Here is a 13,326-nt window from a genome sequence, read left to right as displayed (position 1 = left end):
CAGCCGAGACCTCCACCCCGCGGCTAACGGACACCAGAGACGTTATTTGAGGCTCCGAGGGAGCTTTCCAAATCTACCGGACTCAGTAGACCTTATTTTGATGTAAAACAGCACATCGGCTGCGATAAAAGCCAAATAAGGTCACTGGAGTCCGTTACAACAGGAAATGTCCGGGAAAAAGGCAAATAAGGGCTGTACGGTCCGCTAGATTGCTTTAATGAATATATCTATAAGGAGGGCTTCACATGGCCGGAAGAAAACCCGAAGAAATGCAAGACGTGACCCTGCTGGGCAACCAGGGCGTCAAATACCCTTTTGACTACGCGCCTGAGGTATTAGAGACCTTTGACAATAAACATCCGTACCGTGATTATTTTGTAAAATTCAACTGCCCGGAGTTTACCAGCCTTTGCCCGATCACAGGACAGCCTGACTTCGCCACCATCTACATCAGCTATATTCCCGATATCAAAATGGTGGAAAGCAAGTCGTTAAAGCTCTATCTGTTCAGCTTCCGCAACCATGGCGATTTCCATGAGGACTGTGTGAACATCATTATGAACGATTTGATCAAGCTCATGGATCCGAAGTACATCGAAGTCTGGGGCAAATTTACGCCGCGCGGCGGCATCTCCATCGATCCTTACTGCAACTATGGCCGTCCCGGCACCAAGTACGAAGCGATGGCGGAACATCGCCTGCTTAATCATGATATGTATCCGGAAAAAGTCGATAATCGCTAAATCCTTGTCTACGTGGTGTGCGTAACAATGGATCTATCCCCCTGAGAGAGGAGAACCTCATGAAACCAAAAGTGTTTATCTCCCGGCCGATCCCCCCGGAAGTCGAACATTATCTGGCCGAGCATTGTGAAATCCGCAAATGGGAAGGCGACGAACCGATCACCCGCGCCCAACTTCTAGCCAGCTTAAGCGACGTCGAGGGATTGTTGACCGCGGACCGCAGCATCAATCAGGAGCTGTTGGATCATGCCCCCAAATTAAAAGTTGTCAGCAATATCAGCGTTGGCTACAACAACTTTGATCTCGAGGCGATGAAAGCCCGCGGCGTGCTGGGAACCAACACCTCGGCCGTCCTGAACGACACCGTCGCCGACTTGATTTTCGCCCTGATGCTGGACGTCGCCCGCCGGGTATCGGAACTGGACCGATACGTGAAGGCAGGGAAATGGAAACGCGGTGACGGCCAAAACCTGTTTGGTCTCGACGTCCACCACAAGAAGCTTGGCATCATCGGGATGGGGGAAATCGGCGAAGCGGTGGCCCATCGGGGGCAATTCGGCTTTGGGATGCAGGTGCTGTATCACAACCGCAGCCGGAAACCGGAGGCCGAAGCTAGGCTGGGTGCCGTTTATTGCACCCTGGATGAGCTGTTGAAGGAAGCGGATTTTATCGTGCTGATCACGCCGCTCACACCGGAAACGCGCAAGCTGATCGGCGCTCGGGAATTTGCCTTGATGAAGCCGACGGCTGTGTTCGTCAACGCCTCCAGAGGGGCTACCGTTGACGAGCAGGCGCTGACCGCCGCTTTGCAGAACCGTCAAATCTACGGCGCGGGATTGGATGTGTTCGAGAAGGAACCGATCGATCCGGACCATCCGCTGCTGAAGCTGCCAAACGTAGTGACCTTGCCGCATATCGGATCAGCGACAGACCAAACTCGCCGGCAAATGGCGATGCGGGCCGCTGAAAACCTGGTGGCCGCCCTCGAAGGCCGAACGCCGCCAAGCTTGGTCAAAGAACTGCGGCCGGATGCACCAGACCAAAACTCAAATAGATAAACCTAAAAAAACTCCCCGGATACCGTCAGCGAAAATCGCACACGGTGCCCGGGGAGTTTCTTTTATTCCTCTTCGTTTAGTAAATCAACCGGATCGCGGTCCCCCAACCGTCCGGCCTCGGCGTCTTTGAGCAGCCGCCGCAGCCAATTGAGCTCCGTCCGGGCATGCTCGTAACGTCCGACCATCAGGTGCAGCACGCTCCTTGGTACGATCCCCCGATGTTCTTCGTAAACCTGATAGCTCAAATTGACCTCATGCTCCGCTTTCCGAATCCGGTCCTGCAACATGGCGATCAGCTTCTCCCGGTCCCCATACCTGGCAAAGACCAAAGCAACATGCAGCGGATGATATCCGGACACTTCCTCCTGGAACCGATCGATCAGCAACTTCTGAAAATACTCCCGGCCCTTGTCCGTGATCCGATAGACCGTCTTGTCCGGACGGCCCTCGCCATAAATCGTCTCCACCGCCTCGATATGCCCCGATTTGGCCAACTGGTCGACGGCGTAATACAGCGAACCGATTTTGAAATTGCCGTGCTGGTCGAGGAACCGATCCCGGATACGGATGAGCATCTCATAAGGATGCTGATCCTCCTCGAGCAGCAGACCCAAAATACAAAGACGGATCGCTAAAGCTTTCATTGCTGCTTACCCCCGCTGATTCGACGGCTTTAACGCCTTGCGCTCGATTCGGTCCTTCGGCATGGCGAGCACGACCAGCACTGCGCAAACGGTCGGAATGAGGGCCCACATAAACGTATGGGCGATCGAAATGGACAACGCCTCTGTAATTTTGTCCAAAATCGCCGGCGGAATCAGCGCTCTTTTCTCCGGACTCAGCGCTTCCCGGGTATCGCCGAAATTCCCGCCGCCTTGTCCCATTCCAGCAAACGCATCGGCCATGGCCCCCGACATCAGGTTGCGTTGCACGATACCAAAGATCGTAATCCCCAGCGTCATGCCCAGCGAACGGAGGAACGAGTTGGTTGATGTCGCCGCTCCGCGCTGTCGCATGTCAAAGTGATGCACGGACGCCATACTGAGCACCGAGAAGGAGAAGCCAACGCCAAAGCCGGTCAGGATGCTGTAAAGCGTAAGCAGCATGCGAGACGAATCATTCGTTAACGTGCTAAGCGCAAAGATACCGCCGACGAAGCAAACCACCGACAAGGCCATCACCGTGCGGTATGGTATGCGGGAAGCGAGCATCCCGCCCAGCATGCTGCCGACCACCGAACCGATCATCATCGGCATCAGAATAATGCCGGAGTTGGTCGCCGATCCGCCGTAGACGCCCTGCACGAAGATCGGGATATATACCGTAGCAACGATAAATACACTCCCGTAAAATAAAGCCAACAAACAGCTTGTCGCGTAAAGCCGATTTTTGAACATATCAAACGATATGATTGGCTCTTGCGCTTTCGTTTCGAGCAGCAGGAACGCGGCAAACAACACGGCAAATCCCGCAAACAAGCCCAAAATCACGCTGGAATTCCATGCGTATTTCTCGCCGCCCAGCTCCAAGGCAAACATTAGGCACACCACAGCGCCAACCAAAGTAAATGCCCCGCCCCAGTCGATCTGCTGCTTCGCGTGCGTCAGCGACTCCTTATAGTAGAAGATAATCAACACCAACGACACGATACCGATCGGCACATTAATGTAGAAAACCCAATGCCAACTTAGCGAGTCGGTGATAAACGCGCCCAACAATGGGCCAAAAATACTCGACGTGCCAAACACGGCACCCATGAGTCCGGTCATTTTCCCCCGCTGCTCCACTGGGAAGATATCGTAAATGATCGTAAACGCAATCGGCATCAGCGCTCCCCCGCCGATCCCCTGGATCGCGCGGAAAATACTCAGCTGCACGATGCTTCCGGCGAGCCCGCACAACACGGAGCCAAGCAGGAACATCGCGATGCCAAATAGGAAGAAGCGTTTCCGGCCATACATATCCGACAGCTTGCCGAAAATCGGCGTCCCCGCCATCACCGTCACCATATAGGCCGAAGTCACCCAAACGAACTGCTCCATTCCGCCGAGATCGGCAACAATCGTCCCCATGGCCGTCGTCACGATCGTGTTGTCCATCGCTGACATCAGAATCCCCAGCATTAATCCGAACAAGATGAGCCGGGTAGAATTTTTCGTTGCAGTAGCCAACATCTTCTCTCCTTTGTTTCATATTCAAATTTGAATAATCTAACTTCTTCCTATTTTATTGAAAATATTTAAAAAGTAAACCTTTTACCTAAAAAAGCAATCCGTCCCGCCCTGGCCCGCCCGGCGCAACGATCCTAACTATCGTTCCTCCCCGCATTGGCCTATAATAGAACAAGAGACTGAACGAAAGGAAGTTTTTTGCAAAATGAATGATAAATGGACTGCATTAGAACGCAAAATGCGTGAATCCGGCGTCAACACGCTGCTGATCACTGATCCGAAGCATGTGTATTACCTTACCGGCTTTCTGAGCAATCCGCATGAACGCTTCCTCGGCGCCGTCCTTCAGGCGGGAAGCGAGCCTTTTCTGGTCGTCCCTGCGCTGGATGAAGAGGCAGCCCGCAAAGCCGCGGACTTAACGGAGATCATCACCCATAGCGATACGGACGACCCTTACGCCCTCTTGAAGCAACGCCTCGCGGGCTCGCTGGGTACGCTGGGCTTTGAGAAGGAGCAGGTCTCCGTGGCCAACTTCGAGCGAATGCAGGAGAAGCTCTCGTTCTCCGAATCTGTAGATGTTGGATCTTGGCTTCGGGACATGCGGGTGCGGAAAAGCCCAGAAGAAGTCAGCAAGATCAAGCACGCCGTACATCTGATCGAACAGGTGCTTAGCGAATCGCTGAAAAAAGCAACGGAAGGCGTAAGCGAAAACGAGCTTGTTGCGGAAGTCGAGTACCAAATCCGCAAGCTCGGCGCAGACGGGCCTTCCTTCGATTCCATGGTGCTGTCCGGCGAGAAAACTGCCCTGCCGCATGGCGTCCCCGGCGACCGGCAAATCCGGCGCGGCGATCTGCTGATGTTTGACATCGGCGTTTATGCGAATGGCTACGCATCCGACATCACGCGTACCTTCGCGGTTGGCGAGCTGACCGAGGAACTCGTCCGGATTTATGAAACGGTGCTGGCAGCCAATGAAGCTGCGATTGCCGCCATCCGGCCGGGCGTCACCTTCGCCTCCATTGACCGCGCCGCCCGCGAAGTAATCGAAGCTGCCGGCTATGGACCTTATTTTATCCATCGCCTTGGCCATGGGCTGGGGATCGACGTGCACGAGTTCCCTTCGGTTCATGGGGAGAACGAATTTCTCCTCGCAGAAGGCCACGTCTTTACGGTTGAACCTGGCATTTATGTGCCAGGCATCGGAGGAGTTCGTATCGAAGATGATGTGCTAGTCACAGCAACCGGCGTTGAAGTGCTCACATCTTATCCGAAACAATTAACTTATATCTAACATGTAATGTAATATTCATACTCGAAGAGCCCTGGCGATCTCCAAAAAATGATTCGCAGGGCTCTCTTTTTAGCTTTTTCCGATAGATTTAGACGTTTTTTTTGAAACTTTTTACGAAAACCAAAAAATGTAGGAATTTTTCGTTTTCAAAGGACCTTTTTTCCTATAAAATGATATTTATGAACCGCTGGCTAAAAAGAAAAGAGAGACAGCCAGGCGTATACTTCACATTTTTTAAGGGGAACGGAGAGGATTTTCGTGTTCAAGGTCATTAATCGCTCCATCAGCCGCAGATTGATGAGTACCTATGCGGTGATTATTGTCGTATCTTCACTTTTATTTAGCGTCAGCTTTTATAACATCTCTATGGGGATCATTGAGCAAAATGTGCTGCCACAGTTCGATAAAGTGCTGCAAACTAGTACTCAAGACATCTTCAAACGGTTAGATACGACCCAATCCCTGCAATTGCTCAGCGGTAAAGATAACTCCCGTTTTGCGGTGGAATCGTATTTGACGAAGAGCACTAAGGACTACAACTTGAGCACTGCTTATTTACTACATATTCAAGATGACGGCGCTACAGTTCTGGCGACGAATGAGAACTCGGAGATGACCCCCGGCGACAAGCTGGAGCTTCAGCCGGCCATGACCGCTGCGGCCAATGGCGGGGTACAAATCAGTGAGTTGTATACCGACAAATTCGGCTCGCACAAAACAGCTTTCATCGCGATTCCCGGCAGCAAAGCGATGCTCGCCGTGGGCCTTGACGCTACCTTCATCGATAAGAAGAAAGACCAAATTTTATACATCTGTATCGGCATCACCTTGCTTGTCATTGTGGCGGGCATGGCGGCAGCTTACTTTGTTAGTACGCGAATCACGAAGCCGATCCGAAAGCTCGTGACGGTCACGGAACAAATGGCTGGCGGGGACTTCCGCCATACCATCGAAGTGAAAGGAAATGACGAAATCGCCCAATTAGCCGGGAGCTTCCAAACGATGACTCATCAGCTCAAAGACATGTTCGCTGCCGTGATGCAAACGTCCCGGGCGGTCGTCGACGGCTCAGAGAACTTGTCCCGTTCGGTTACGACGTTTGAGGATCTGATCGCCCGTTCCAATGTAGCGACGAAGGAAATCGAAGCCGGCAGCATGACGATTGCGTCCGCAGCGGCCGAAAACGCCCGTGCGATGGAAGAAATTTCGCAAGGTGTACAGCACATTGCCGCTTCGTCTGCCGAAGTCACCGAACAGATTGGACAAGCTGCGGATGAAGCCGGTGCCGGGAATACTTTGGCACAAACGGCGGTTACGCAGATGCAGCATGTAGAAGATGCTGCTAATCGGACGCTGGGGCATATCCGCACGCTGAATGATCGCTCGGAGTCAATTTCAAACGTTGTCGTAACCATTACGGAAATTACGAAGCAAATTAATATTCTGGCACTGAATGCGGCGATCGAAGCGGCACGGGCCGGCGAGCACGGCAAAGGGTTTGCTGTCGTCGCCGAAGAAGTCCGTAAGCTGGCTGAGCAGTCCCGCCAGGCGATGGAGGAAATCGGTGAGAACCTGCTCAGTATTCGAGAAGAATCGGAAAACTCCGTCAACGCTATGCAACGGGCCAGCGAGGAAATCGTTTCCGGAACAGAACGGGTGAAGCAAGCTGGTCAGGCGTTTGAACAATTAACTAAGCTGATTCAGAACGTGAACTTGACGATTCAATCGGTCTCAGCATCCACCCAAGAGGTATCCGCCGGTACCGAGGAAGTGACCGCATCGGTGGAGGAATCCGCCAATATTACCGCCAAGTCGCTCGCTAACGTGGAGCAAATCAGCAGCTATTCGCAGCAACAACTGAGCGAAATGGAAAATCACGCGCGTACGGTTCGTTCGCTGCATGAGCAGGCGTTGGCGCTGCAGGAGTCGATCGCAAAATTCCGGATCTGACTCTAAAAACAAAACGTACCCTTCACGCTCCCCTGATCGGGGAAGCGGAAGGGTACGTTTTGTTTTATCCCGTAATGGACACTGCGCTTGCAGCGTCTTCCATTGGCTGATCCGACTGCGTATCCAGCTTCGATTCCGGCTTCTTCCAGTACGCTTCACTGCCTGGCAGATCGTCGAACCAGGTAGCATCATCCGGGCAAGGCAAAATCATAAATTTGCCGTATTCACCGTCCCGGGACTGATGATATTTGAGATAAGCCTGCCCGTTTTCAATGGCCAGGATTTCGATTTTTCCCGAAGAATGGCTCATTGAAAGCCGCACGCGTTTGCCAAGCCCCGATGTACGGGCTTTCGCTTCCTCCACCAGTTGATATGCTCGTTTCAGCGGGATCACGAAATCAGCATTTCCGGCAACGGGACGATTGATAAAGAAATAGTACGGAGTGACGCCGGCCCACGATAAGCGGTCCAGCAATTCGCCAAGCACGGCCGCATCATCATTGATGCCTTTGAGAATCGGCGTTTGATTAACCACGATAGCCCCAGCGTCGTGTAACGCCTGGAACCCTCTTTTGGCTTCAGGGGTAATTTCGCGCGGATGATTGATATGCGCCATGACATAAATCCGTTGGTCTACAGTGGAGAACTCCCTAATCAGATCCAGCAATTCCGGATCTTCATAAATACGCATAGGATTAAAAACAGGAATTTTGGAGCCGAGTCGGATGATTTTTACATGCTCAATGGCTCTTAGCCGTTCGAGAATCGAACGCAGTTTCTTTGTAGCCAAAATCAAGCTGTCACCGCCGGTTAACAGGATGTTGTTGATCTCCGGATGCTGGGCGATATACTCGATGCCAGGCGTGACATCCGCCATCGCTTCCTTCACATCGTTGCGAAACAACCGTTTACGGAAGCAATACCGGCAATAGGAGCCGCAAACCTCGGACACGATCAGCAGCGCGGTCGTGCGGTATTTATGCTGGCAGCCAGGCACCACATAGTTCGCCGCTTCGTCGGAAGCGTCCCAACGCCCGTATTCCTTCAGCTCTCCCGTATTGGGGATCACCAACTTGCGGATCGGGTCCTCTGGATCATTCCAGTCGATCAAATTCAAATAGTAGTCATTCACCCGAAAAACGAATTTGTCCGTAATCGGTTTCAACTCCTGCCGCTCCTGCTCGGACAACTGGCTCACCTTGGCAATATCGGTGATGTACTTCGGACTAGCCATAAATCCTCTCCTCCTTTAATAGTGCGATGCGTAAAGAAGAAGCTCGAAACTTGCAGTGAATGCGAGTACTCCACCGAATGCTCGGGTCAAAGGTCTTGCAGAACGCAAAAAGACCCCGCTTCAAAGAACAGGGTCATTAATTGATGACTGAAATAATATTAAAATGACCCATCCACTGCAAACGAGGTTAGCTGACGGGCTCGGGAAAGATGGTTCCCTACGTTAATCCTACAACGATTCGCCCCAAAAGATTGGTTCCCCCGCTTTTCGACTTTACCCATCGAAAATTAAGCGTACTTTTATCCTACCCTAACATCACCCGATTTGTCAAAGCTTACCTTGGATCCCGGCGATGTCGTAAATGAGATCCATGCGCAAATGCCTGCGAACCTGCTCCGCTAACCGATCGAAGGCTTCCTCCTTCCGCGAGGAAGAAACAAAGGTGACGCTCAAAGGTTCGAGCCCTTTGCTCGTACGCAGTCCGTCCAGCCAAGCACGTCGCCAGGCATCATTATGGAACACTCCGTGCAGATACGTCCCAAACACCCTGCCATCGGCGCGGGCTGCGCCTTCCGGATGTGTTTGCGTCTCAGCCTGTTCTAACTCCGGGGCTGTCCCTGACCCTTGTACTGGCTCCTCATTGACCCGAAGCATAAATAAGGGACGAGTGTCCCGCAGCTGCTGGGTCGAGCCGGCATGAATCTCATAGCCTGAGATCGGCAGCCGGCGGTTCTTAGAGTGCAGCGATATCGGCTGGTCCTCGCACGTATAGCCGTGCACCCGTACCGTTTTTTTGCCTGGGAGGAAGGTTGTTGCCAAGGGGAGCAGGCCCAATCCTAACGCAGACCTCGGTTCATTGGACTCCACGCCTTCGGGGTCATGCAGTTGTTCTCCCAGCATTTGATATCCGCCGCAGATTCCGACCAGCTGGGTGCGCGTCTCCTCTTCAATCAGGCTGCAAATAGCCTCCGCCAGCCCTTGCCTACGCAAAAATTCCAGATCGCTGATCGTATCCTTGGTCCCCGGTAAAATCACCGCATCGGGATGCCCAAGCTCCGACAGCTTGCTTACATAACGTAGCGACACGTCCGGTTCGGCGGCCAACGGATCAAAATCGGTGAAGTTGGAAATATGCGGGTAACGGATGACTGCGATGTCCAGTTCCTTACTTGGCGCTTGCTCTGGATGGGCAGGATAGGTATCCAGGACAACGGAATCCTCTGCTTCGATATCCAGATCAGGCAGAAAGGGGAGCACTCCTAGTACGGGAATTCCGGTCCGCTGCTCCAGCCAATCCAGCCCGGGCTGCAATAGAGACAAATCGCCGCGGAACTTGTTGATAATGAACCCTTTTACGCGGGCGCGTTCGTGTGGCTCAAGCAGCTCCAGGGTACCAACGAGAAAAGCAAAAACGCCGCCGCGGTCAATATCCCCCACCAAGATCACGGGAGCATCCGCCCATTCAGCCAAGTTCATGTTGACGATATCCCGTTGCTTCAGGTTGATTTCGGCCGGGCTCCCAGCCCCCTCGATCACCACAATGCCATGCTTGTCGCGGAGCCGGCTGAGCGCTTCCATCACCAGCGGCTTGGCTTTAGGCAAAAATTCCTCACGATAATCAGATGCGCTTAAGTGGCGGTAAGGACGCCCATGAACAACGATCTGCGAATGCATGTCCCCAGTTGGCTTGATCAGTACCGGATTCATGTCGGTGGTGGCGGCAATGCCGCAAGCCTCCGCCTGAATGCCTTGGGCCCGTCCAATCTCTTGGCCGTCCGCTGTAACATACGAGTTCAAAGCCATATTTTGCGACTTAAACGGAGCTGGTCTAAGCCCATCCTGCGCAAAAATACGGCACAGCGCCGTCACGATCACGCTCTTGCCCACGTCAGACGCCGTCCCTTGAACCATGAGTACAGCACCTGATGCTGATGCGCTTTTTTCCTGATCCTGATCCAGAAGCTTCTTATGATTTTCGCCCATCGCGTTCCCCTCCTTTCCAAACCGTGCAGCAGTGTAGTATCTTGCCAGGGCCTTTTACACCATTATCCCCTTCGATCAGGTGGTGGTGATGACGCTCGACCTTTCCACCATTATCCCTCTCGATCAGGTGGTGGTGATGACGCTCGACCTTTCCACCATTATCCCTTTCATTCAGCATACGGTGATAATGCACGATTTTGATTCTCCGCTACTTAACAGTCGACCTATTTCTCTTAGGATTCTCGATTAATCTGTCCAGCTCTAACCTTCTTCTTTTCTCCTTGGTTCTGATTCAAGGGGATAATGATGCAAAAGCGCTCGCCGTAGAAGGTCCCCTCCCCCAAGAGCACCTCCGCTCCGCGAGTTATCAATGGGCAAAAATCAGCACTGCAAGCAGCAACAGGACAGCTTCCAACCCTTCGCCCAGCGCCCCGTAGGTATCGCCGGTCAAACCGCCGAGCTTGGCATTGATTCGTCGAGCGGCCCAAGTTCCCGCCGCCCAGGCGATAAAGGGAGACAGGCCGATAAACAGCAGCGATCGCAGCAAAGCCGATTCCTCCATTCCTCCCAGCAACACGAGCAAAGTGAGCAGCAACACTACAACGGATATCGTCACCGCCATGATGGTGCTCCCCCAGGCATCCCGTTCGCTGAAGCCGTGGAATTGCGCAGCCAATCCCTCACCTTGCCGGGCCATGGGCCAGCGGTGCATCGCCCGGGTCATAAACCACCGGCTCCACAGAGGTGCCAGCCATATCGCCAGCCCTGACGTCAGCAGGCCCCCTTGGAAGAGCGAGGTCAGCAGCGAGGCTTTGAGCATCAGCAATAGGACGCAGGCCAGCACGCCCATGGCGCCTACCCGGCTGTCTTTCATGATCTCAAGCATCTTGTCGCGTGACCGGTAGCTCAGCAGTCCGTCGGCCGTATCCATCCAACCGTCCAAATGCAAACCTCCAGTTAATCCAACCCAAATCAATAAGGAAAGGATGGCTGCCGGGTACGAAGGAAGCAGCCAGTCGGCAAGCAAGCCGCCTGCCCAGACGACAGCGCCGATTGCTGCTCCGACAAGCGGATAATAGGGGATACTGCGCCGCAGCAAGTCCGTTGTAAAATCCAGTTCAGCCCGTACCGGAAAGCGTGACAGAAACTGGAAGGCCGCCAAGATCGGCTGCAGAGCTCCATGCTTATCCGCCCCGGAGGGCGCTTTGTGCTCTGGTCCGTTCGTCATAAGCGATACTCCCTGCTTTTCAACTCGATGGGGATGCCGGCGGTAACCAGAAACACCTGATTCGCGATCGACGCCATCGTTCGGTTCAGCAGCCCGGCCCAATCCCGATATTGCCGGCCAAGCGGATACTCCGGCACGATCCCGCTGCCGACCTCATTTGTAACCATCACCAAAGTGCCGGGAAAAGCCTCGGCCGCAGCGGTCAACCGCTCAATTTCCCGCGTCAAAACGGCGTCCACACCATCGGCCTGTTCCGATGCGCTCAGCAGCACGTTCGACAACCATAACGTCAGGCAGTCGACCAGCACAACCGGACCCGCGGCTTCGGCGGCCGCGCCCTCCTTTGCAACGGGCCGCTTACCTAACTCCTGCAGCATCTCTGCTAGTTCAAGCGGCGCTTCATGCGTCGTCCAGGTGAACCCGCTTTGCTCCCGCTGGAGCTGGTGCAACCTGATACGGGCCTTCATCTCATCGTCAAACGCTTGCGCCGTTGCAACGTAATCAGCGGATGTTGCCTGTTTCATGACCCAACGTTCAGCGAATGTGCTTTTGCCGCTGCGGGCTCCGCCGGTCACCAGGATCTTCATCACTCGGTCCCCCCACCATTTCCTTCACCGGACGCGACGCCCGCGCTTTCGAACGTCGCCATTTCAGCAACGATCCGGCAAGCCGCATCTACAAGATGGAGCGCCAGCACGCCGCCTGTGCCTTCCCCAAGCCGCATATCCAGCTCCAGCATCGGGTTAAGGCCAAGCTCCTGCAGGAGCGCACGGTGTCCCTGCTCGTGGGAGACGTGCGAAGCAATAATATAGTCGGCCACATTCGGCTGTATACGTACCGCCAGCAGCGCGGACACAGTTGAAATAAAGCCGTCGATCACGACCGGGCAGCGATGAGCTGCGGCTCCCAGAATGACGCCAGTCATTCCGGCAATCTCCAGCCCGCCGACTTTAGCTAGCACGTCCAGCGGATCGTTGGCATTCGGGCGATTGACCTCCAGCGCCCGCTCCACGACGGAAATTTTGTGCCGAAGCCGTTCATCGTTGACCCCGGTTCCACGCCCAACGCTCTGCTGCGGTGCGATCCCCGTCAGACTGCTCATGATCGCAGCGCTGGCTGTGGTGTTTCCGATACCCATCTCCCCGGTGACGAACAGTCGAACGCCTTGGGACACCGCATCAGCCACCACCTCGGCCCCAACTCGAATGGCGGCTTCGGCTTCCTCCCGGCTCATCGCCGGTCCCTTGGCCATATTTCCTGTCCCGTAACGCAACTTACGTTGCAGCAGCCCCGGATGTGACATCTCTGCATTCACCCCGATATCCACGCAAACGACGTCAGCCGAAGCCTGGCGTGCCAGCACATTCACCGCTGCGCCGCCGGCCAAAAAGTTATGCACCATCTGCGGCGTCACTTCTGCCGGAAACGCGCTGACCCCTTCCTCACAAACGCCATGGTCCGCCGCCATTACGATTACCGACCGTTTTGGAAACTCCGGACGAATGATTCCCGTGATGCCTGCCAGCTTCACTGCCAATCCTTCCAACTTCCCGAGACTTCCCGGCGGCTTCGTCAACTGGTCCAAATGGACCTGCGCCGCTTTCATCGCTGCTTCGTCCAAAGGAGTAATTGCTTGCGCAAGCTGTTCGACTGAATTGTATGCCATAA

Annotated in this window: 12 protein-coding genes and 1 riboswitch; of the genes, 4 read left to right on the top strand and 8 right to left on the bottom strand. The window is 54.1% G+C overall.

What is annotated here, in order from left to right; genetic code table 11:
* Positions 1-245: 245 nt before the first annotated feature.
* Positions 246-743, top strand: coding sequence for a preQ(1) synthase (gene queF / locus POTG_RS16945; RefSeq protein ID WP_009226069.1), 498 nt, complete (start codon positions 246-248; stop codon positions 741-743).
* 59 nt (positions 744-802) lie between these two features.
* Positions 803-1,801: a 2-hydroxyacid dehydrogenase gene (locus POTG_RS16940; protein WP_009226068.1), complete on the top strand. Its 999-nt coding sequence runs from the start codon at positions 803-805 to the stop codon at positions 1,799-1,801.
* A 62-nt stretch (positions 1,802-1,863) separates the two neighbouring features.
* On the opposite strand, the gene POTG_RS16935 is transcribed toward POTG_RS16940, so the two are convergent.
* Complete coding sequence (locus POTG_RS16935; RefSeq protein WP_009226067.1) at positions 1,864-2,445, bottom strand: PadR family transcriptional regulator; 582 nt, start codon at positions 2,443-2,445, stop codon at positions 1,864-1,866.
* A gap of 6 nt (positions 2,446-2,451) precedes the next feature.
* Positions 2,452-3,975, bottom strand: a complete 1,524-nt coding sequence (locus POTG_RS16930) for an MDR family MFS transporter (protein ID WP_009226066.1) — start codon at positions 3,973-3,975, stop codon at positions 2,452-2,454.
* 202 nt (positions 3,976-4,177) lie between these two features.
* On the opposite strand from POTG_RS16930, the gene POTG_RS16925 reads away from it, so the two are divergent.
* A complete protein-coding gene (locus tag POTG_RS16925; RefSeq protein WP_009226065.1) occupies positions 4,178-5,263 on the top strand; it encodes a M24 family metallopeptidase in 1,086 nt (361 codons plus the stop codon).
* A 258-nt stretch (positions 5,264-5,521) separates the two neighbouring features.
* On the top strand, positions 5,522-7,213 hold the full coding sequence (locus POTG_RS16920) for a methyl-accepting chemotaxis protein (protein ID WP_009226064.1): 1,692 nt from the start codon (positions 5,522-5,524) through the stop codon (positions 7,211-7,213).
* 64 nt (positions 7,214-7,277) lie between these two features.
* Here POTG_RS16920 and POTG_RS16915 read toward each other — a convergent pair whose 3' ends face one another.
* The 6 genes from POTG_RS16915 to cobT all read right to left on the bottom strand — a co-directional run bounded on the left by POTG_RS16915 (position 7,278) and on the right by cobT (position 13,324).
* Positions 7,278-8,447: a KamA family radical SAM protein gene (locus POTG_RS16915; RefSeq protein WP_009226063.1), complete on the bottom strand. Its 1,170-nt coding sequence runs from the start codon at positions 8,445-8,447 to the stop codon at positions 7,278-7,280.
* A gap of 161 nt (positions 8,448-8,608) precedes the next feature.
* Positions 8,609-8,751: riboswitch (cyclic di-AMP (ydaO/yuaA leader) on the bottom strand.
* A gap of 23 nt (positions 8,752-8,774) precedes the next feature.
* Entirely contained in the window at positions 8,775-10,430 is a 1,656-nt protein-coding gene (locus POTG_RS16910; protein WP_009226062.1) for a cobyric acid synthase, read from the bottom strand.
* A complete protein-coding gene (locus POTG_RS24010; RefSeq protein ID WP_157273486.1) occupies positions 10,414-10,623 on the bottom strand; it encodes a hypothetical protein in 210 nt (69 codons plus the stop codon). The genes POTG_RS16910 and POTG_RS24010 overlap by 17 nt, the downstream gene beginning before the upstream one ends.
* A gap of 174 nt (positions 10,624-10,797) precedes the next feature.
* On the bottom strand, positions 10,798-11,658 hold the full coding sequence (gene cobS, locus POTG_RS16905; protein ID WP_009226061.1) for an adenosylcobinamide-GDP ribazoletransferase: 861 nt from the start codon (positions 11,656-11,658) through the stop codon (positions 10,798-10,800).
* Entirely contained in the window at positions 11,655-12,245 is a 591-nt protein-coding gene (cobU, locus tag POTG_RS16900; RefSeq protein WP_016313048.1) for a bifunctional adenosylcobinamide kinase/adenosylcobinamide-phosphate guanylyltransferase, read from the bottom strand. The genes cobS and cobU overlap by 4 nt, the downstream gene beginning before the upstream one ends.
* Complete coding sequence (cobT, locus tag POTG_RS16895; protein ID WP_009226059.1) at positions 12,245-13,324, bottom strand: nicotinate-nucleotide--dimethylbenzimidazole phosphoribosyltransferase; 1,080 nt, start codon at positions 13,322-13,324, stop codon at positions 12,245-12,247. Before cobT ends, cobU begins: the two co-directional genes overlap by 1 nt.
* Positions 13,325-13,326 lie beyond the last annotated feature (2 nt).

This window comes from Paenibacillus sp. oral taxon 786 str. D14, assembly GCF_000159955.1.
Classification (GTDB): domain Bacteria; phylum Bacillota; class Bacilli; order Paenibacillales; family Paenibacillaceae; genus Fontibacillus; species Fontibacillus phoenicis.
Note: the sequence above shows the minus strand (reverse complement) of the source record. Positions and strands in the feature narration are given on the sequence as shown.